Raw genomic sequence first — 20,644 nt, forward strand, 5'->3', positions numbered from 1 at the left:
GGTTGAGGGGCGAGTGAGGGGCAGGTCAGGTGAGGGGCAGGGCCACGCGGAAGCGGGTGAAGCCGGGGCGGCTCTCGACCGAGACGTCGCCGTGGTGCGCGGCCACGACGGCCTGGGCGATGGCCAGACCGAGGCCGGTGCTGCCGGTGCCGCGGAAGCGGGAGCTGTCGCCGCGGGCGAAACGCTCGAACAGGGTGGACCGGAGGTTCTCGGGGATGCCGGGGCCGTCATCCGTCACCGTCACGACCGCACGGTCGTCTGCCACCGAGAGAGCCACTTCGACCGTGGTTTCGGGCGGCGTGTGGATGCGGGCGTTGGCCAGCAGGTTCGCGAAGACCTGGTGCAGCCGGGCGGCATCGCCGGCGATCTGCACCGGTTCGTCCGGCAGGTCCAGGTTCAGCACCCGGTCCCGTCCGGCGGCGTGCGCGTCGCTGACGACGTCCACGAGCAGGCTGGTCAGGTCGACCGGGCCGTGCTCGAGCTCCCGGCCCTCGTCGAGCCGGGCCAGGAGGAGCAGGTCCTCGACCAGGCCGGTCATCCGCACGGACTCGGACTCGATCCGGTCCAGGGCGTGCACGGTATCCGCCGGCAGCTCCTGGCCGGAGCGCCGGGTCAGTTCCGCGTAGCCCCGGATCGAGGCGAGCGGGGTGCGCAACTCGTGGCTGGCGTCGGCGACGAACTGGCGCACCTTTCGCTCACTGGCCTGCCGGGTCTCCAGCGCGACGTCGACGTGGTCGAGCATGCGGTTCAGGGCCGCCCCCACCTGACCGACCTCCGTGCGCGGGTCGGTGTCGGCGGCGGGCACCCGCTCGACCAGGGAGACCTCGCCGTGATCCAGCGGCAGCTCGGACACGCGCGTGGCCGTCTGGGTCACGCGGGCCAGCGGCCGCAGGGCCAGCCGCACGATCAGGGTGGCCAGAACGGCGACGATGAGGATGCCGACCAGGGACACCACCGCGACGATGATGCCCAGCTGGGCGACCGTGTTCTGCACTCCGGCCAGGGGCAGGCCGACCAGGTAGAGGGTGCCGTTGCGGTTCGTGTCCGCCCGGATCCGGTAGCTGCCGGCGTCACCGCCGAGGTCGACCGTGACGGCGGTTTTCTCCTGCATCTGATCGGCCAGGAGCTTGACCTGCCCGGCGGTAAGCGCGATGATCGCGCCGCTCTCCTCCTCGGTGTACCCGGCCGTGATGGTCGAGCCGTCGAAGACCAGCGCGAGGGTGCCGGACTGCTGGGCCGGGCCGCTCAAAATCATTTCCGCCGTCGGCGTGAACGCGGGGGCCTCGTCGTCCGAATCCCGGCGGCCGTCGATGACCACGCCGGAGCGCTCGGAGGCTGAACGCAGCTGCTGGTCGAGCCCGTCGATCAGGGACGCGCGCAGAATGGCGACACTGACCAGGCCGATGGCGATGCTGACCAGCGTGAGGAGGCCGACGACCGCGAGCACGAGCCGGCGGCGGAGCGTCCAGGGCGCGCGGGATCGCCGCGCCCTCGTGCTCGTCATCACGCTGTCTTCAGCATGTAGCCGGCACCGCGCACGGTGTGGATCATCGGCTCACGCCCGGCATCGACCTTCTTGCGCAGATAGGAGATATAGATCTCGACGACGGAGGATTTTCCGCCGAAGTCGTAGCTCCAGACCCGGTCCAGGATCTGCGCCTTACTCAGCACCCGCCGGGGATTGCGCATCAGGAAACGCAGCAATTCGAACTCCGTGGCCGTGAGTTCGATCGCGTCTCCCCCGCGGGACACCTCGTAGCTGTCCTCATCGAGGGTGAGGTCGCCGACCGAGATCCGGGGGTCGTTGGAGTCCGCCACGGCGAGGGTGGAACGGCGGATGAGTCCGCGGAGCCGGGCCACCACCTCCTCCAGGCTGAACGGCTTGGTGACGTAGTCGTCGCCGCCGGCCGTCAGGCCCTTGAGCCGGTCGTCGAGGGAGTCCTTGGCGGTGAGGAAGAGGACGGGGGTTTCGTTGCCGTCCGCGCGGACCCGCTGCAGCACCTGCAGCCCGTCGATGTCGGGCAGCATGATGTCGAGCACGATCGCATCCGGCCTGAATTCCCGGGCGATCGTGAGAGCCTGGCGCCCCTCGGCGGCGGTGCGCACCTCCCAGCCCTCGTAGCGGAGCGCCATCGAGAGCAGATCCGTGAGCGTGGGCTCGTCGTCGACCACCAGGACCCGGATCGGGCTGCCATCCGCTTTGTGGAGGCGCGGTCCACGAACCGCCCGATCATTCTCACGAGTGCTCATATTCTCAGTATTCGGAGTTTTCTATGAGAAACCTATGTGCGCCCTCTGGTGCCGCTGTGAAAAGAGTGATCGCGCCCCTCTCAGCGTTTTCACAGGATGGCGATACCCCCGGAATAGACCGCCTCCCTAGCTTCAGACCGGGAGGCCGGACGGCCCCCGGAACTGGAGACTCATGTTTGTCACTTACCTGCGGTGGGAGCTTGCGGGCCGCCGCAAGCAGACCGCGATCGTCGCGATCGGCATGGCGCTGGCCATCGCCCTGGTCATCATCGTGAACGCGGTGTCCAGCGGCGTGCAACTCGCCCAGGCGACCGTGCTCGGCTCGGTCTACGGCGTGGGCACGGACATCACGGTCAACCTAACCCCGACGGCCCCCGCCGAAGGGGATGCCGCCGGCGGGCCACAGAAGTTCGACTTCGGGGCCGCGGACGGCACGACCGCCGACGGAACGACATCCGTCAGCCAGGCCAGGCTCAGCGCCGGCTGGGGCACCTTCACCTTCGACCAGGCCGCGCTCGGCACGGTCAGCGCGGTCGACAACGTCTCCGCCGCTGCCGCGACCCTGTCCCTCAACAACACGACCTTCAACGGGGCCCTGCCCGGCTCCCAGACGCAGGGCACCCCGCCGGCTGGCGGCGCCACTCCGCCCGACGGCGGTCCGGACGGCGCCGGCGGCAGCTCCTTCAATGTCGACTCCTTTTCCGTGCTGGGTCTGGACCCGGCCGATGAGGCCGTCGGCCCGCTCTCCGCGGTCACCCTCACCGACGGTCGCTCCCTGACCAGCACGGATGCCGGCGCGAACGTCACCGTCCTCGACTCCAGCTACGCCACGACCGCGTCCCTGGCCACGGGTGACACCGTCAGCATCGCCGGCACCGACTTCACCGTCGTCGGCCTCGTCACCGCCGCCACCGCCGACGCCGACACCGCCGCGAACGTCTACATCCCGCTGGACGTGGCCCAGACCCTCTCCGGCCTGACCGGGCAGATCTCGACCGTCTACGTGCAGGCGGCCTCGTCGACGGACATCGCCCAGGTGCAGGCCGACATCGAGAAGGCGCTCCCCGCCGCCACGGTCGACACCCAGGCCGACCTCGCATCCAGCGTCTCCGGGTCGCTCGCCAGCGCCTCCGACCTGGTGAAGAACCTCGGTCTGTGGCTGTCGCTGATCGTGCTGGCGGCGGCGGCGTTCCTGATCGCCATCCTGTCCACCATCTCCGGCGTCACCCGGCGCACCCGTGAATTCGGCACGCTCAAGGCCATCGGCTGGTCCAACGGCAAGATCGTGCGCCAGGTCGCGGACGAATCGCTCGTGCAGGGCCCGCTCGGCGGTGCCGCGGGCATCGCCATCGGTCTGCTCGGCATCCTCGTGATCAACCTGGTCGCCCCGACCCTGACCGCGGGAGCCACCAGCGTGGCCGCGGCCGGTCCCGGCGCCGGCTTCGGTGCCGGTGGACCCGGCGGGGCCGGGCCCGGCTTCGGCGGCGCAGCCCAGGCGGCCGCCACCTCCGACATCGTGCTGAGCGCTCCGGTGACGGCCTCGGTCATCCTGCTGGCGGTCGGCCTGGCCGTTCTGGGCGGGCTGCTGGCCGGCGTGATCGGCGGCTGGCGCGCGTCCCGGCTCCGCCCAGCGGAGGCCCTCCGCAGCATCGCCTGACCACTGCCCGCTTCCGGCTGCGACCGCGGCATCACCTCCGACATCCGCATCAGAATCCCGTCACTTTTTCTTCAGAAGGAACACCACATGTATGAACTATCGAACGTCACCAAGACCTACGAGCAGGGCAAGCGCACGGTGACCGCGCTCAGCGACGTCACCCTGTCGATCCCGGACGGCCAGATGGTGGCCATCCAGGGGCCGACCGGCGGCGGCAAGTCCACCCTGCTGCAGATGCGGGGGGCCCTGGACCGGCCCACCGAGGGAACCATCGAACTCGGTGAGGCGAACCTGTCGAAACTCGGCGACGGCAAGCTCGGGCGGATCCGGGCGAGGGAGATCAGCTTCGTCTTTCAGAGCTTCAACCTGATCCCCACCCTCAGCGCGCAGGATAACGTGGAGACCGCCCTCGCGCTGCTCGCGGTGAGGAGCACGCTCCGGAAGGAGCGGGCGGCCGCTGCGCTCGCATCCGTGGGCCTCGGCGACCGGCTCGGCCACCTCCCCACGGAGCTCTCCGGCCGCCAGCGGCAGAGGGTGGCGATCGCCCGGGCCCTGGTCAAGGAGCCGACCGTGCTCCTGGCCGACGAACCCACCGGCAACCTCGACGAGGAAACCCGCGACGAGATCATGGACCTGCTCGAGGGCCTCTGGCAGGCGCAGGGCCTGACCCTGATCGTGGTCACCCACGACACGGCCGTGGCCCGGCGGGCGCGGCGCCGCCTACTGATCAAGAAGGGCGTGTTGACCGAGGGGGCGTAGCGCGCGGGCCGGGCCGGCCTGTGGCGGCCCGGGTTCGGGTTCGCGGGAGCGAGCAGGCAGAATGGAGACGTGACGGATCAGATGCTCTCCCTGTTCGACGAGGAGCAGCATCCGTCACCTCCCGGCGCCCTGCCGGCCCTCCCTCTGACGCTTCCGCCGGCGTTCCCCCCGGCCGTCGCGCCGCACCTGCGGCGGATCGTCGCCGATTCCACCGACCGGGTGGCGTGGCTGCGGGCCCGCGCGCAGGGCATCACGGCCACGGATGTCGCCAAGCTCGCCACCCCGAAATCCCTGCCGAACGCCGTCTACGACAAAGTCAACGGCAGCAGCTTCAGCGGCAACACGTTCACCGACCACGGCCGCGCCCGGGAACCGGAGATCGCGGCCTGGGTGCAGGAGCGCTACGGCATCGAGCCCAGCACTGCCCTCTTCCATGCGGCAGACCACAGGCGGCACCTGGCCACCCCCGACGGGGTCGGCACCGGATCGGGCACCGGTGCGGGCGGCCTCGAACTGGCCGAAATCAAGACGACGAGCAAGGCGTGGCGCAGCATCCCGCGCTCGTATTTGCGCCAGGTCTGGTGGCAGCAGTACGTGCTGGGCGCCGAGCGCACCCTGCTCGTCTGGGAGCAGCACAAGGATTTCGTGCCGATGAACCCGGAGCCCGAGTGCAAGTGGATCGAGCGGGACGAAGAACAGATCGCGATCCTGGTCGGCTACGCGAACGACCTGATCGCACTGCTCAACCAGCAGGCCACGCGGAACCAATAGCCACCGCCGGACGACAGGCCGGGAGAGCCGCCTGGTCGGGGGGGAAACAGGCGGCTCTCCAGCGCCGCTGTCGCGGCCGTGAAGGAACGGAATCGATCGTGCCGCTTCGGGTGCGGCGCGATTCACTCCTGACAAGTGAGTGGCGGCGAGCTGCCTGAGCAGTCCGGGCCGGTCCCCCTTTGTGAGGACAGACTACGTCCACGGGCACCCGGGAATCCAGTCCTCGCAGCCACTGCACAGGGTTCTGCCCACCCCCAGAGAGAGGCACACCCGCCAGGCCACCGAGGTGGGCACGCCGAGGGAGAATGGACAGATGGAATACGCCACGATTCTGCCACCGACCATGCACGCCCTCGTGATCGACCGGCCCGGCGAGGCCGGCGAGCTTCACCTGGCCGAGGTTCCCGCGCCGATCGCCGTGCTCGATGAGCTGATCGTGCGGGTGATCGCCGCCGGAATCAACCCGATCGACGCGAAGACCCGGGCCGGAAAGGGCGTCTCCGCGGCCATCACCGGCTACCCGGCGGTGCTCGGCAACGACTTCAGCGGCATCGTGGTCAGCGCTCCCTACGAACACTTCCCCCTGCAGCCGGGGGACGAGGTGTACGGCATGGCCCGGGTGCCCCGCACCACCGGCAGCTACGCCGAATACCTGCCCGTCTCGGCGCTGAGCGTCACCCGCAAGCCGGCACGGCTCAGTCATGCCGAGGCCGCCGCGGTGCCGGTCGCCGCGCTCACGGCGTGGGGAATGGTCGTGGAGCTGGCCGAGACCGTCCCCGGGCAACGGATGCTCATCCACGCCGGCAGCGGCGGGGTCGGCCACTTCGCCGTGCAGTTCGCCAAGGCCTTCGGCGCGCACGTGACCGCCACCGGGTCCACCCGTAACCTGGAGTTCCTGCGGGAGCTCGGCGCGGACGAGGTCATCGACTACACGACGACGCGTTTCGACGAGGTGGTCTCCGGCCTGGACTCCGTGATCGACCTCATCGGCAACGTGCACGACAACACGGGAACCCGGTCGCTATCCATGCTGCGGCCCGGCGGCATCCTGGTGAACGCGCCGACCGGGAGCTGGCCGACCATGGCCGCGGAGGCCGCGGCGGCCGGCATCCGGGCCACCGGTTACAAGGTCGCCGCCTCCGGCCGCACCCTGGACTTCATCACCGAACTCATCGACGACGGCATCGTGCGGGTGCACGTGGACCGGGTGTTCGACCTGGCCGACGGCGCCGCAGCGCACCGGCTGCTCGAGACCGGCCACACCCGCGGCAAGATCGTGCTGCGGGTCGCGGACGCCGCCGAGACGTCCGAGATGTCCGAGACGTCCGAGACGTCCGAGGCTTCCACCACTTCCGCACCCGCCGGGCCTCGCCCGTGAGCGGCGACGGCCCGTCCCTGGTCTGGTTCCGCGACGATCTGCGCCTCGCGGACAACCCCGCTCTGCAGGCCGCCCTCGAGCGCGGCGAGCCGATCGTGGCCGTGTACGTGCTGGACGAGGAGTCCGCCGGCGTGCGACCGCTCGGCGGCGCGGCCCGGTGGTGGCTTCACGGGAGCCTTCTCTCGCTGGCCGACTCGCTGGAACGCCTCGGCGGCCGGCTGACTCTGCGCCGGGGACCGGCCGAGCGCGTGATCGGCGAGCTGGCGGCATCCGTCGGCGCCGGCGCCGCGTTCTGGAACCGACGCTACGGCCGGGCCGAGCGCGAGGTGGACACCCGGATCAAGGCCGGCCTGCTGGCAGCCGGAACCGAGACCCGCAGCTTCGCGGGCTCGCTCCTGTTCGAACCGTGGACGATCCAGACCGGCCAGGGCGGGTCATACTCGGTCTTCACCCCGTTCTGGCGGGCTTGCACGGCCGGCCCGCCGCCCCGCGCGCCGTACCCCGCGCCGGAGGCGATCCCCGGACTCGCGGCCGACGTCCCCTCCGACGCCCTCGAGGACTGGGCGCTGCTGCCGACCCGGCCAGACTGGGCCGGCGGACTGAGGGAAGCCTGGCAGCCGGGCGAAGAGTCCGCGCACCGCCTGCTCGATACTTTTCTCCGGGACTCGCTCCCCCGCTACGGCGCCGAGCGCGACCAGCCGGCCCAGGCCGTTACCTCGCGCCTGTCGCCCCACCTCCGCTGGGGCGAGATCAGCCCATTCCAAATCTGGCATGCGACCGAATGGGCCCGGACCGGCCTGACCGGGAACGCCCAGTCCAGCGCGACGCGTTTTCTCACCGAGGTCGGCTGGCGCGAGTTCAGCTACCACGTGCTCTTCAACGCCCCCGACCTCGCGACCGAGAACCTGCGGCCCGAGTTCGACGCCTTCCCCTGGCCCTCGCTGGACGAGCGCGCGCTGGCGCGCTGGCAGCAGGGCCGCACCGGCATCCCCCTCGTCGACGCCGGGATGCGCGAACTGTGGCGCACCGGCAGCATGCACAACCGTGTGCGCATGGTGGCGGCGTCGTTCCTGATCAAGAACCTCCTGATCGACTGGCGCCTCGGCGAACAGTGGTTCTGGGACACCCTCGTCGACGCCGACGCGGCCAGCAACCCGTTCGGCTGGCAGTGGGTGGCCGGGTCGGGCGCCGACGCCGCACCCTATTTCCGGGTCTTCAACCCCGAGCTGCAGGCGAAGAAGTTCGATCCCCACGGGGAATACATCCGTCAGAACGTGCCCGAATACGGCACGGATGCCTACCCCGCCCCGATCGTCGACCTCGGTGAGACGAGGCGGGCGGCCCTCGCCGCCTACGAGCAGATCAAGGGGATGAAGGAGCAGGCGATCGCGGCCCGCGCGGCCGCCGGCGCCGAGGCCGAAACCGTCTAGAGCGCCCGCTCGAGCACGAAGTCGTCCTCGTACCGTCCGCCCACCAGGAAGCGTTTCTCGCCGACCGTGGCGAACCCGTTCTTCTGGTAGAACCGGATGGCCCGCGCGTTCTCCTGGTTGACGCCGAGCCAGCTGCCGGCCGCCCCGCGTGCCCGGGCCGCCTCCAGCGTCGCCGCCATCAGGGGCGCGGCCACCCCGCGGCCGTGCGTCTCGGCGCGCAGGTAGCACTTGCTCAGTTCCACGGTGGGACGGATGCCGATGGCCGCGCGCACGTCGGCGTCGGCCGGTTCCGCGAATACGAGCATCGTGTACCCCAGCATCACCCCGCCCTCCTCGGCCACGAGGATCAGGCGCTCGGGATCGGCCAGGTAGGCGTCGAAGTTGCCCTCCGCGAGCACGTCGCGCAGGAACGCGGCGATGGCCTCGGCCGTGGTGTGCGGCGGGCAGGCGAGCCCGAACGTGGCGGCGGCCAGCTCGGCCAGCACCGCGGCATCCGTCGCCGTCGCCGTGCGAATCTCGATCATCGTTCCACCCTATCGACGCCCCCACCGCACGTACTTCACGCGAGAGCGGGTGAATCGTCGGTCTGGCCAGGCCAAAACGACGATTCACCCGATCTCGCGGGAGGGCGATGCCTACAGGTAGCGGACGTACGCGCCGACGGTGAGGAAGGTCGGGAACTCGGGCTCGAGAGCGGATGCCCGGAACACCTCGAGGGCGTCGTCGAACCGGTCGCCCGGCGTGCGCTGCAGTCCCCCGAACACCTCGTCGACCTGCTCGGCGATCCAATCCTCGTCGATCCGGATCCCCTCGGCGGTGACCGAGTTCTCGTGCACCCACTGCCAGATCTGCGAGCGGGAGATCTCCGCGGTCGCGGCGTCCTCCATCAGGTTGTCGATGGCCGCAGCGCCCACGCCGCGCAGCCAGGACTCGATGTAGCGCAGTCCGATCGAGATGTTGCCGCGCACGCCGGCCGCGGTGATCTCGCCGCCGATGGACTCCACGTCGAGCAGTTCGGCCGCCGTGACGCGCACGTCGTCCCTGGTGCGGTCGAGCTGGTTCGGCTTGTTGCCGAGCACCCGGTCGAACTCGGCCTGCGCGGTCGTGATCAGGCCCGGGTGGGCCACCCAGGTACCGTCGAAGCCGTCGCCGGCCTCCCGCTTCTTGTCCTCGGCGACCTGGGAGAGGGCCCGGGCGGTGACCTCGGGGTCGCGACGGTTCGGGATGAACGCGCTCATGCCGCCGATGGCATACGCGCGACGTCGGTGACAGGTCGACACCAGCAGCTCGGTGTAGGCGCGCATGATCGGCACGGTCATCGTGATCTGCTTGCGGTCGGGGAACACGAAGCGGCGCCCGCGCGCGCGGAAGGTCTTGATGATGCTGAAGATGTAGTCCCAGCGGCCGGCGTTGAGCCCGGCGCAGTGGTCGCGCAGCTCGTAGAGGATCTCCTCCATCTCGAATGCCGCCTGGATCGTCTCGATCAGGACGGTCGCCCGGATGGTGCCGTAGTCGATGCCGAGACGGTCTTCGGAGTGGCTGAAGATGTCGTCCCAGAGGCGGGCCTCGAGGTGACTCTCCAGCTTCGGCAGGTAGAAGTACGGGCCGCTGCCGCCCTCGATCAGGCGCTTCGCGTTGTGGAAGAGGTAGAGCCCGAAGTCGACCAGGCTGCCCGACGCGTTCATCCGGCGGTTCGCGCGGTCGACGAAGGTCAGGTTCTTCTCGACCAGGTGCCAGCCGCGGGGACGCATCACGATCGTGGGCGTGGCGCCGGTGGCGTCACCCGTGACGGCGTACTTCTTGCCTTCCGGGGTTTCGAAGCTCAGCTGTCCGCGCACCTGGTCGAACAGCGTGATCTGGCCCTCGATCACGTTCGCCCAGGTGGGGCTGGTGGCGTCCTCCTGGTCGGCCAGCCACACCTTCGCGCCGGAGTTCAGCGCGTTGATGGCCATCTTGCGGTCGGTCGGTCCGGTGATCTCGACGCGGCGGTCGACCAGTCCCGGGCCCGCGCCGGCGACGTGCCAGCTCGGGTCGCGCCGGATGTGCGCGGTCTCGGTCAGGAATTCGGGGTCGCGCCCATTGGAGGCATCCACGCGCTTCCGCAGTCGAGTGGCCAGCAGGTCGTGCCGCGTGCCGGCGAACCGGTCGTGCAGGTCGCCCAGGAACTCGAGCGCTTCGGGGGTGAGGATCTCCTCGTACCGCGGCCCGAGATCGCCGGTGATCTCGAGGTGCGGCTGGATGGTGGCGAAGCTGCCGGTGTTCGTTCTCGTGCGGTCGGACGTCGCCGGGGCCGGGGTGTTCATGGGCTGATCTCCTTCAAGAGTGTTGGGCCGGGCCGCGCGCTCCCGGCCAATCGGCCGGGTGTGCGGGAATGAGCTGTGCCTGGGATCCACTCTGGGCCCGCCGACGGTGCAGCAGCCCGCCCTCGGTAACAGAAGAATTCCATTTCTTCTACCCCTGAGAAGTTTTCCGTGAGGTGTGTGACTATGGGGAAATGGTCATCGTCGATCCAGCCCTCCGTCCGTCCCTGTCCGCGGCCCCTGCCGAGGAGGAAGGGCTCGACGCCCTCACCCTGGGCCGGCGCATCCGGGAAGTGCGCACGTCGCGGCGGATGACGCTCGACGCCCTCGCGGCGGCGATCGACCGGGCCCCGTCCCAGGTCTCGATGATCGAGAACGGCAAGCGCGAACCGCGACTGTCGATGCTGCGCACCATTGCCGGAGCCCTCGGCACCACCGTCGACGACCTGTTGAAGACGGATGCCCCGTCCGAACGAGCCGCCCTCGAAATCGCCGTCGAGCGGGCCCAGCGGGGTCCCGTGTTCACCGCCCTCGGACTGCCGCATATCCGCGTTGGCCGGGGAACCAGCGACGAAACCCTGCAGACGCTGCTCAGCCTGCACGGCGAGATTCTGCGCCTGCACCGGGAACGGGCGGCGACCCCGGAAGAGGCCAGGCGGGCCAATGTGGAGCTGCGCGCCACCATGCGGGCCAAGGACAATTACTTCCCCGAGCTCGAGGCGCAGGCGCAGCGGCTGCTCGCCGCGGTGGGCCACACCGGCGGGCCGGTCTCCCACCAGGTCGTGGCCGACATGGCCACGCACCTCGGCTATTCGCTGCACTACGTCGGCGACCTGCCGAACTCGACCCGGTCGGTCACGGACAAGCGCAACCACCGCATCTACCTGCCGACGGAGCACTCCGCGTCCCGCGACTCGCGCTCGCCCATCCTGCAGGCGTTCGCCACCCTGCTCTGCGAACACGAAGAACCCGAAAACTATGCTGAATTTCTGGCCCAGCGGGTGGAGACCAACTACCTGACCGCGGCCATCCTGCTGCCGGAAAAAGACACCGTGAAACTGCTCACCGAGGCGAAGAACCTGCGCCGCATCTCGATGGAAGACCTGCGCGACGCGTTCGCGGTCTCCTACGAGACGGCCGCGCACCGGTTCACCAACCTCGCCACGGCCAGGCTGGACATCCCGGTGCACTTCATGAAGGTGCACGAGTCCGGCACCATGATCAAGGCGTACGAGAACGATTCGGTGCGCTTCCCCAGCGACGCGCTCGGCGCGGTTGAGGGCTCGACGGTCTGCCGCAACTGGACGGCTCGGACGGTCTTCCATGTGGCCGACCGGTTCAGCCCCTGGTACCAGTACACCGACACCCCGAGCGGGACCTTCTGGTGCACGTCCCGGATCGAGAAGGCCAAGGAGGGCGACTACTCGGTCAGCGTGGGCGTGCCGTTCACGCACGTGAAGTGGTTCCGCGGCCGCGAGACGAACAACCGGGCGGTGTCCCGCTGCCCCGACGAGTCCTGCTGCCGCCGCGCCCCCGACGAGCTGTCGGAGCGGTGGTCCGGCCAGTCGTGGCCGGCCGCGCGCACACCGACGAGCCTGCTGGCCGCGCTCCCCACCGGCACCTTCCCCGGCGTCGACCAGACCGAGGTGTTCCAGTTCCTGGAGGGGCACGCCCCGGCGAGCTGAGCGGCCGGCGCCGTCGCTGTCGCGGCGCAGGGTGTGGACGCAGGCGCAGGCTAGAACCCGCGCCCGCGTCCCGAGGGTGCGCCGCGAGGCCAGAGGACCCGGCCGGGCCCCGACTGGCATGATGTACGGGTAGCAGCGCCGCGACGAGCAGAGGACGAAACCGTGGGCACGACCATTTTCGAACGAGCCAGGCCCGCCGCATCCGTCATCGACGAGGCCCTCGCCCGCACCCGCCAGGCCCCGTTCTGGCTCGACGACGTTGCGCCGCAGACGAGCCGCCCGCGGCTCACGGCCGACCTGGACTGCGACCTGGCCATCGTCGGCGGCGGCTACCTGGGCCTCTGGACCGCGGTGCTCGCCAAACGGCAGGACCCGGGCGCGCGGGTGGTGCTGCTCGAGGCGCGCACGATCGGCTGGGCCGCCTCCGGGCGCAACGGCGGCTTCTGCGAGGCGAGCCTGACCCACGGGGAGGAGAACGGCCGGCGCCGCTGGCCGCGGGAGATCGACCGGCTGACCGAGCTGGGGCTGGAGAACCTCGACGAGATCGAGCGCGCGGTCGCCGAGCTCGGCCTGGACTGCGATTTCGAACGCACCGGGGCCATCGACCTGGCCGTCGAGAAGCACCAGGTCGACTGGCTCCGCGCGGAGCCCACGAACGATGACACCGTGTTTCTGGATGCCGCGGCGCTGCACGCCGAGGTCGACTCGCCCACCTACCTGGCCGGAGTGTGGCACAAGCGCACGAACGCCCTCGTTCACCCCGGCAAGCTGGCCACCGAGCTGGCCCGCGTGGCCACCGGGCTCGGAGTCGAGATCTTCGAGCACACCCCGGTCACGGGCCTCGACACGCAGGGGCTGTCCCCGGCGCAGGGCACCCGGCTGCGCACCGAGGCTGGTGTAGTGCGCGCGCGGAAGACCGCGCTGGCGACGAACGTCTTCCCGTCGCTGTTGGCGCGGAACCGTCTCGCCACGGTGCCCGTGTACGACTACGTGCTGATGAGCGAGCCGCTCAGCGCGGAACAGCTCGCCGCGATCAACTGGCAGAACCGGCAGGGGCTGAGCGACCTGGCCAACCAGTTCCACTACTACCGGCTGAGCGCGGACAACCGCATCCTGTTCGGCGGCTATGACGCCATCTACCACTTCGGCGCCCGGGTGCGCGGCGGCTACGAGAACCGGCCGGAGAGCTTCCGGCGCCTGGCCAGCCACTTCTTCACCACGTTCCCGCAGCTGGCCGGGCTGCGGTTCAGCCACCGCTGGGCCGGCGCCATCGACACCTCCACCCGGTTCTGCGCCTTCTTCGGAACGGCCCGCGCCGGCCGGATCAGCTACGCGGCCGGGTTCACCGGCCTCGGCGTGGGTGCCACCCATTTCGCGGCGAAGGTCATTCTCGACCAGCTCGCCGGCCGGCAGACCGAGCGCACGCAACTGGAGATGGTGCGCGGACGCGCCCTGCCGTTCCCGCCGGAACCGCTGGCCTCGATGGGCATCCAGACCACGCGCTGGTCGCTCGACCGCGCCGACCACAACGAGGGTCGCCGCAATCTCATCCTGAAGACGCTCGACGCGCTGGGCCTCGGCTTCGACTCCTAGCCCGCGCCGCGCATCCGTGGGTCGCCAGCCCCAGCGTCAGCTCGCCCTAACGAATTCGACGGAGATTTTGCCGAAAACCGGCCCCAGCAGTCCGGAAACGGGCTTTTAGCGCAAAATCTCCGTCGAATTGGTTCAGGGACGGGCGGGAGGACGGACCGACCGACGGCGCCTAGACCGCGGCGGGCTGCGGGTCGGGCAGGCGGTGCAGCGCGTCCACGAGGGGGGCGAGCTCCGGCTTCTGCTCCGCGGCGGCGAGCGCCGCGGCGAGGGTCTCGTCATAGACCGGGCGGGCCGAGCCCAGCAGGGTCTGGCTGGCATCCGTCAACTCGGTGTAGATGCCGCGCCGGTCGTCGGCACAGAGGATGCGGGTCAGCAGCCCCCGGTCTTCGAGCCGGTTCACCAGGCGGGTGGTGGCACTACTGCTGAGGGCGGCCGCTCCGGCGAGCTGCTGCATCCGCATGTGCCAGCCGTGCTGGCGGCTGAGGGCGTCCAGCACGGTGAATTCGACCACGGACAGCTCGGCGGCATCCTGCAGGGCCCGCTCGAGCTCGATCTCGATCAGCGCGTGCAGGGAGGCGAGCGTGCGCCAGCCCTGAGCGCGCACCTCGACGGCGTCGTCTTCGATGCCCATGGTGGCTCCAAACCGGTCGGGAAAAACAAGTAGTTGCTTGCGCCGATACCTAGCGTGTGCAAATATAAGTAACGCGCCTGCAACTAACAGCGTACGCAGCATATCCGCGTAAGTACAGTTCTCAAGGAGTTCCTCCCATACCCATTGGCCTTTTCGCCCTCGCCCTCGGAGGGTTCGGCATCGGACTCACCGAGTTCGTCATCATGGGCATCCTGCCCGACCTCGCCGCCGATTTCGGGATCAGCGAGGCCGCGGCCGGCTGGCTGATCTCCGGCTACGCCCTGAGCGTGGTCGTCGGCACCCTCGGTCTGACCGCCGCCGTGACCCGGCTGCCGCGCAAGAAGGTGCTGATCGCCCTGATGGTCCTGTTCATCCTCGGCAACCTGATCAGCGCACTCGCCCCGACCTACGCCCTGATGATGCTCGGCCGGGTGGTCGCCGCACTCTGCCACGGCGCGTTCTTCGGCATCGGCTCCGTGCTCGCCGCCGACATGGTGGCACCGACGAAGAAGTCCGGGGCGATCGCGATCATGTTCACCGGCCTGACCGTCGCCAACGTGCTCGGCGTGCCCTTCGGCACCCTGCTCGGCCAGAACCTCGGCTGGCGCGCCACGTTCTGGGCGATCACCCTGATCGGCGTGATCGCGCTGGTCGGAATCGCGACCCTCGTGCCGCAGATCGAGCACGCCACCGACCAGAACGGCGGTCTCCGCGGCGAGCTGAGAGCCTTCCGCTCCGGCCAGGTCTGGCTGTCCATCGCCGTCACGGTGCTCGGCTACGGGGGCATGTTCGGGGCGTTCACCTACATCGCGTTCACCCTGACCGAGGTCAGCGGCCTCGCGGCATCCACTGTGCCGTTCCTGTTGATACTCTTCGGCGTGGGTCTCTTCATCGGCAATATCGTCGGCGGCAAGGCGGCGGACCGTTCCGTCGACACGACCCTGATCGTGCTGCTGGCGGCCCTGACGGTGGTTCTCGTCTTCTTCGCGCTGACCGTCCGCAGCCAGGTCGCAACGATCGCATCGCTTCTGCTCCTCGGCGGGTTCGGCTTCGCCACGGTTCCCGGCCTGCAGATGCGCGTGATGAGCTACGCCAGCGCGGCGCCCACCCTGGCCTCCGGCGCCAACATCGCCGCCTTCAACCTCGGCAACACGCTCGGCGCCTGGCTCGGCGGCCTGACCATCACGATCGGGCTGGCTACACCTCGCCGATCTGGGCCGGGGCCGGCGTGACGGTGCTCGGCCTGGTCGTCATGGTCGCTGCGGCGCGCGGCGCCCGGCTGACCCGCCGCCGGGTGGCATCCGTCGCCCTGCCGGTGACGGCTCCCGTCGCGGCTCAGGTTGTGGACGCGGGCGCGCGGTAGAACCTGCGCCCGCGGCCGCAGGGTGCGCCGCGACATCCGTGGGTTCGAAACGACGGATGCCGGCGGCGCGCCTCAGGCCTCCCGGGTGATCTCCACCGTGACGAACAGTTCCGACCCGCTCGTCCCCGAGAACACGCCGCGCAGCGGGGGCACGTCGTTGTAATCGCGGCCCCGTCCGACGGCCACGTGCCGGTCGCCGATGTCGATCGAGTTGGTCGGGTCGTAGCCGCGCCAGTCGCCGCAGAACCACTCGACCCACGCGTGGGACTCGCCCCGGATGGTCTCGCCGATGCCGGCATCCGGCCGCGAGTGCAGGTAGCCGGACACGTACCGGGCGGGAATGCCCGCCGACCGCAGCGCTCCCAGCGCGATGTGGGTGATGTCCTGGCACACGCCGCGCTTGTCGCTCCACGATTCCCGGGCGGTGGAGTGCACGCCCGTGACGCCCTGCACGTACTGCATCTGGTCCCCGATGGCGGCGCAGATCTCCAGCGCGGCGTCGCAGGGGCTCGCGCGGCGGGCCACGATCTCGGCGGCCAGCGCAGCGACATCCTCCGGCGGGTCGGTCAGCCGGGTCTGCCGCGCGTGCTCCACCGTGATGGTGCTGCGCCGGCTCGCGGCCGCCAGTTCCGGCCAGCCCAGCGGATGCGCCAGGTGGGTGCGCGGCCGCACCTCCACCAGGCTGGTGGCCGTGAGCGTGAGCTCGGTGTACGGGGTGAGCACCTCGAAGCTCGACACCTGCGTGCCCCAGTAGTCGAGGTAGCCGTGGTTGCTCGACACCGGCGAGATCTCGAGCCCGGCGTACAGCACGAACTGGTCCGGCGAGCTGACCGGCAGCATCCTCGCCTCGTTGTAGGAGGCGCCCACCTCGCCCTGGTACCGGTAGCCGGTCACGTGCCGGATCCGCAGCCGGTTCACGACGCCTCCCCGGTCCAGGTCGGCACGGTGCTCGTGGGGAAATACCGGTCGCCGATGGCTTCCGAGGCGGCGCTGGTGGCCTCCTGCACGGCGTCCATCTGCGCGGACAGGTCGTTCAGGATATCCATGATCGGCCGATATTCCAGCTGGCTGCGGATCCGGCCCAGCTCCCGCTGCGCCTGGTCGGACACGCCGACGCGGTCCGTGCGGGTCTCCATGTCGCGCCGGCACTGCTCCGCCCGGGAGAGGGAGAACACGATCGAGCGGGGGGGAACAGTCGATCCAGCAGCAGGAACTCGGCCGCGTTCCGGGCCGAGGGCACCCCCCGGTAGGTGCGCAGGTAGGACTCGTACGCGCCGCAGGAGCGCAGGATCGTGGTCCACGAGGGCCCGCTGGCCTCGGTCAGCGACCGGGTGGCCAGCAGCCGGGCGGTCATGTCCGCCTGCTCGAGGCTGCGACCCAGGTTGAAGAACTGCCACGCCTCGTCCCGGCTGACCCCGGACTCCACGATGCCCACGGCGAGCACCGAGCGCTCGCGCACCCAGCCGAAGAAGTCGTGCGTCTTCTCGCCGGCGACCTTGCGGGGCATCCTTGCGCTGGTCGTATTCAGGCACTCCCACAGTTCCGTCGGCACGATCTCCCTGACCCGCCTGGCGTTCTCCCGGGCCGCGGTGACCGAATAGGCGATCGAGGCCGGATGAAGGCGGTCGACGGCCAGCGTGGCGAGCACGTCCTTGCGGGTCAGCAACCGGTCGGTCGGCGCGGCGCTCCCCATCAGATGCAGCAGGGACTGACAGGCGAGGTTCTCCTCGATCCACGGGTCTTCGAGCAACAGTTGGAGGTGCACGTCGAGGATGCGCGCCGTGCCGTCGCTGCGCTCGATGTAGCGTCCAATCCAGAACAGGCTTTCCGCGATGCGGCTCAACATTCTCACCCCTCTCTCTCCCCGGCCGGCGCGGTCGACGCCTGCTGCTGCTGTTGCTGCTGCTCGTTGTCGCCGACGGGCTTGTCCTGCGGCGAGTGGTCCACGGCGTGCGCGACCCCGGTCGAGCGCACGTTGGCGGCCTGGCCGGCGACCAGTCCCTGGATGGAGCGCCCGGGCCCCTCGGTGAAGGAATCCGGTTCCGTGCCGATCACCCAGGTGTCCTTGGACCCGCCGCCCTGGCTGGAGTTGACCACGAGCTCCCCCTCGGGCAGCGCGACCCGGGTGAGTCCGCCCGGCAGCACCCAGACATCCGTGCCGTCGTTCACGGCGAACGGTCGCAGGTCGGCGTGCCGCGGCCGCATGCCCGCGTCCACGAGGGTGGGGATGGTGGAGAGTTGCACGACCGGCTGCGCGATCCAGCCACGCGGGTCCTTCAGCAGCTGCGCCGGCAGGGTGTCCAGCTCGGCGGCGGATGCCGCGGGCCCGACCAGGAGCCCCTTGCCGCCCGACCCGTCGACGGGCTTGACCACGAGCTCGCCGAGCCGGTCCAGTACCTCCTCGAGGGCCAGCGGATCTTCGAGCCGCCAGGTGTCGACGTTGGGGATGACGGCGTCCTCGCCGAGGTAGTACCGGATCAGCTCGGGCAGGTAGGTGTAGACCAGCTTGTCGTCGGCGACCCCGTTGCCGACGGCGTTGGCGATGGTGACGTTGCCGAGCCGGGCGGCCATCAGGATGCCCGGCGACCCCAGTTGGGAATCGGCCCGGAACTGCGGCGGGTCCAGGAATTCGTCGTCGACGCGACGGTAGATCACGTCGACCCGGGTGGGCCCGGCGGTGGTGCGCATCCAGACCCGGCCGCCGGAGCAGAACAGGTCCCGCCCCTCGACGAGCTCGACTCCCATCAGCCGGGCCAGCAGGGTGTGCTCGAAGTAGGCGGAGTTGAAGACGCCCGGGGTGAGCACGACCACGTTGGGGTCGTCGATCCCCGCCGGGGCCGAGGCGCGGAGGGCCTGAAGCAGCTTGTTCGGGTAGTCCCCGACCGGGCGCACGCGCATCGAGGCGAACAGCTCCGGCAGGGTCTGGGCCATCACGCGGCGGTTGGAGATGACGTAGCTCACCCCGCTGGGCACCCGCACGTTGTCCTCGAGCACTCGCCAGGCTCCCCGCTCGTCCCGGATCAGGTCGATCCCCGACACCTGGATGCGCACGTTGTTCGCCGAGACGATGCCGGCCGCCTGCCGATGGAAGTGACTCGACGAACTGATCAGACCGGCCGGGATGACGCCGTCATGCACCGCGGCCTGGGGTCCGTAGATGTCCGCGAGGAACGCCTCGAGTGCCCGCACCCGCTGTTTGATCCCGGATTCGACCGTGACCCACTCCTGCTGCTCGATCACGCGCGGCACCGCGTCCAGCGGGAACGGCCGCTCCTCCCCCGCGAAGTCGAACGTGACCCCCTGGGCGAGATAGCTGCTCGCCAGGGCATCCGTGCGGCCCCGGAGCTCTTTCTGCGTCATTTTCGCCAGGGCCGCATACACGTCCTTATAGGCCGTGCGCGCCTCCACCGGCGTGAGCGAGGTGAGGTCGGGGAACATTTCGTCCCAGGCGCTCGGCGCGCCGTTTTTCAATCGAAGGGATGCGGTCGTGCCGTAGCCCGTGAACAGGTCAACCATTCCGGGAGCGTAGCGGGGTGGTATTGCCGGGATATTTCAGCGAAATGACGGCCAGGTTGTATGCAAAACTCCCCATTTCGGGACACAAATGGGCAGAAGCCGGGGTTCACACAGGCGATTCACCCCCGGCATTGCATACAGTGAAACCATTCAGAGCGGAGGGTGGGCAACGTGAAGGCATTCCTTCCCACCGGCGACGCCTTCGGGGATGCGTTCGGGGATGCGTTCGGGGATGCGTTCGGGGATGCGTTCGGGTCGTTTCCCGACGCGGGTTCACCCGCCGAGGGCGACGAGCCGGTGCCCTCCGACGGATTCCGCGCCACCGCCCTGGTCGACGTGCGCGGACTCCAGATCGTTCGGGGCCCCCGAACGGATGCCTCGATCCTCGCCACCGGGATCTCGCTGTCGCTGGCGCACGGGGAGGTCCTCGGGCTGGTCGGCGACGTCGGTTCCGGTGCCACCGAGATCGCCAGGGCCATCGCGGGACGGCTGTCCGCTCCGGACCGGATCGTCGCCGGCTCCATCCTGTTGGACGGCACAGAACTGGTGGGTATCAAGGGCCGGGCCCTCGAACGACTCCGCGGAACCACGATGGCCCTGGTCCCCGCGGACGCGACGACCCGGCTCGCGCCGCACCGCGCCATCGGGCGGCAGCTCACCCGCCCGCTCCGGCGCACCCTGGGCCTGTCCCGGGCGGCCGCCACCCGGCGAATGCTGGAAAACCTCGACCGGGCGAGAGTCGAGGACCCCCGGCACGCATCGACCCTCCTCCCCGGGCAGCTCCCCCGGCTCACCCTGCACCGGGTGCTGATCGCCGACGCCGTCGCGTGCGGGCCGGGCCTCCTGATCGTCGACGACCGGGGAGCCGCGCCAGGCACGGCGGCGGACGCGGCCGGGCAGGCGGCGGAGGACGCGGCCGCAGACGCAACCATCGCCGCGCTCTACCGCGGCCTCCGGCAGGAGCGCGCACTGGCCATGATCGTCGTGTCCCGCAACCTGGGAGACGCCGTGGCCGGCTGCGACCGGGTGGCCGTGCTCGACGCAGGACGGATCGTCGAACAGGGGTCGAGGGCCGAGATCGTCAGCGCGCCGCAGCATCCGCGCACCCGCCAGCTGCTCGCCACCGCGCGCGCCCACCCCGCCTGCCCCCCTGGTCTCTGCCCCCCCTGCCCCCCTGATCCTCCTGCCCCTCCTGCCCCTCCTGATCCTCGGCGAGAAATCCGCCGAGCCGTGAGAAGCGACCCTTAAAAACGCCGGAAAGGGGGCGGAACTCACGGCTCGGCGGGCACTTCTCCGGCCGGAAGGGGAGGC

15 protein-coding genes and 2 pseudogenes are annotated in these 20,644 nt (G+C 70.1%); 9 read left to right on the plus strand and 8 right to left on the minus strand.

What is annotated here, in order from left to right; all coding sequences use genetic code 11:
* Positions 1-25 precede the first annotated feature (25 nt).
* Together E3T24_RS06870 and E3T24_RS06875 are read right to left on the minus strand one after the other, a co-directional pair.
* A complete protein-coding gene (locus E3T24_RS06870) occupies positions 26-1,504 on the minus strand; it encodes a HAMP domain-containing sensor histidine kinase (protein ID WP_134410696.1) in 1,479 nt (492 codons plus the stop codon).
* Positions 1,504-2,250 (minus strand): response regulator transcription factor, encoded by a 747-nt coding sequence (locus E3T24_RS06875; RefSeq protein WP_134365675.1) that lies wholly within the window; start codon positions 2,248-2,250, stop codon positions 1,504-1,506. The genes E3T24_RS06870 and E3T24_RS06875 overlap by 1 nt, the downstream gene beginning before the upstream one ends.
* A gap of 172 nt (positions 2,251-2,422) precedes the next feature.
* Between E3T24_RS06875 and E3T24_RS06880 the strand changes: the two genes are divergently transcribed.
* The 5 genes from E3T24_RS06880 (at position 2,423) to E3T24_RS06900 (ending at position 8,245) form a co-directional block, all read left to right on the plus strand.
* Positions 2,423-3,907 carry an ABC transporter permease gene (locus E3T24_RS06880; RefSeq protein ID WP_134365676.1) on the plus strand — a complete coding sequence of 495 codons (1,485 nt, stop codon included), beginning with the start codon at positions 2,423-2,425 and terminating at the stop codon, positions 3,905-3,907.
* Between the two features lie 87 nt (positions 3,908-3,994).
* The gene (locus E3T24_RS06885) at positions 3,995-4,666 is read left to right on the plus strand and encodes an ABC transporter ATP-binding protein (RefSeq protein WP_134434463.1); all 672 of its coding nucleotides are present in this window, start codon (positions 3,995-3,997) and stop codon (positions 4,664-4,666) included.
* A gap of 69 nt (positions 4,667-4,735) precedes the next feature.
* Positions 4,736-5,437 carry a YqaJ viral recombinase family protein gene (locus tag E3T24_RS06890; RefSeq protein ID WP_241978643.1) on the plus strand — a complete coding sequence of 234 codons (702 nt, stop codon included), beginning with the start codon at positions 4,736-4,738 and terminating at the stop codon, positions 5,435-5,437.
* Between the two features lie 313 nt (positions 5,438-5,750).
* Complete coding sequence (locus E3T24_RS06895) at positions 5,751-6,815, plus strand: NADP-dependent oxidoreductase (RefSeq protein WP_241976041.1); 1,065 nt, start codon at positions 5,751-5,753, stop codon at positions 6,813-6,815.
* Positions 6,812-8,245 carry a deoxyribodipyrimidine photo-lyase gene (locus E3T24_RS06900; protein WP_134405803.1) on the plus strand — a complete coding sequence of 478 codons (1,434 nt, stop codon included), beginning with the start codon at positions 6,812-6,814 and terminating at the stop codon, positions 8,243-8,245. Before E3T24_RS06895 ends, E3T24_RS06900 begins: the two co-directional genes overlap by 4 nt.
* Here E3T24_RS06900 and E3T24_RS06905 read toward each other — a convergent pair.
* Both E3T24_RS06905 and aceB read right to left on the minus strand, forming a co-directional pair.
* Complete coding sequence (locus tag E3T24_RS06905) at positions 8,242-8,769, minus strand: GNAT family N-acetyltransferase (RefSeq protein ID WP_134402993.1); 528 nt, start codon at positions 8,767-8,769, stop codon at positions 8,242-8,244. The genes E3T24_RS06900 and E3T24_RS06905 overlap by 4 nt on opposite strands.
* A gap of 111 nt (positions 8,770-8,880) precedes the next feature.
* Positions 8,881-10,548 (minus strand): malate synthase A, encoded by a 1,668-nt coding sequence (gene aceB / locus E3T24_RS06910; protein WP_134434464.1) that lies wholly within the window; start codon positions 10,546-10,548, stop codon positions 8,881-8,883.
* A gap of 191 nt (positions 10,549-10,739) precedes the next feature.
* Between aceB and E3T24_RS06915 the strand changes: the two genes are divergently transcribed.
* Both E3T24_RS06915 and E3T24_RS06920 read left to right on the plus strand, forming a co-directional pair.
* Positions 10,740-12,230, plus strand: coding sequence for a helix-turn-helix transcriptional regulator (locus tag E3T24_RS06915; protein ID WP_134365681.1), 1,491 nt, complete (start codon positions 10,740-10,742; stop codon positions 12,228-12,230).
* Positions 12,231-12,392: 162 nt separating this feature from the next.
* Positions 12,393-13,823, plus strand: a complete 1,431-nt coding sequence (locus tag E3T24_RS06920; protein WP_134365682.1) for an FAD-dependent oxidoreductase — start codon at positions 12,393-12,395, stop codon at positions 13,821-13,823.
* A gap of 169 nt (positions 13,824-13,992) precedes the next feature.
* Here the strand turns inward: E3T24_RS06920 and E3T24_RS06925 are convergent, their stop codons facing one another.
* Positions 13,993-14,454, minus strand: a complete 462-nt coding sequence (locus E3T24_RS06925) for a MarR family transcriptional regulator (protein ID WP_134365683.1) — start codon at positions 14,452-14,454, stop codon at positions 13,993-13,995.
* Between the two features lie 137 nt (positions 14,455-14,591).
* Between E3T24_RS06925 and E3T24_RS06930 the strand changes: the two are divergent.
* Positions 14,592-15,817: pseudogene (locus tag E3T24_RS06930) on the plus strand (MFS transporter).
* A gap of 72 nt (positions 15,818-15,889) precedes the next feature.
* Here the strand turns inward: E3T24_RS06930 and E3T24_RS06935 are convergent.
* The 3 genes and pseudogenes from E3T24_RS06935 to E3T24_RS06945 all read right to left on the minus strand — a co-directional run bounded on the left by E3T24_RS06935 (position 15,890) and on the right by E3T24_RS06945 (position 19,333).
* Positions 15,890-16,735, minus strand: coding sequence for a transglutaminase family protein (locus E3T24_RS06935; RefSeq protein ID WP_134410700.1), 846 nt, complete (start codon positions 16,733-16,735; stop codon positions 15,890-15,892).
* Positions 16,732-17,663, minus strand: a pseudogene (locus E3T24_RS06940) (alpha-E domain-containing protein). The gene E3T24_RS06935 and the pseudogene E3T24_RS06940 overlap by 4 nt, the downstream one beginning before the upstream one ends.
* Positions 17,664-17,665: 2 nt before the next feature.
* Positions 17,666-19,333, minus strand: a complete 1,668-nt coding sequence (locus E3T24_RS06945) for a circularly permuted type 2 ATP-grasp protein (protein ID WP_134402990.1) — start codon at positions 19,331-19,333, stop codon at positions 17,666-17,668.
* 171 nt (positions 19,334-19,504) lie between these two features.
* On the opposite strand from E3T24_RS06945, the gene E3T24_RS06950 reads away from it, so the two are divergent.
* Complete coding sequence (locus E3T24_RS06950; protein WP_166789182.1) at positions 19,505-20,581, plus strand: ATP-binding cassette domain-containing protein; 1,077 nt, start codon at positions 19,505-19,507, stop codon at positions 20,579-20,581.
* Positions 20,582-20,644: the final 63 nt, after the last annotated feature.

The sequence above is a fragment of the Cryobacterium sp. TmT2-59 genome, from assembly GCF_004403545.1.
GTDB classification, from domain to species: Bacteria; Actinomycetota; Actinomycetes; order Actinomycetales; family Microbacteriaceae; genus Cryobacterium; species Cryobacterium shii.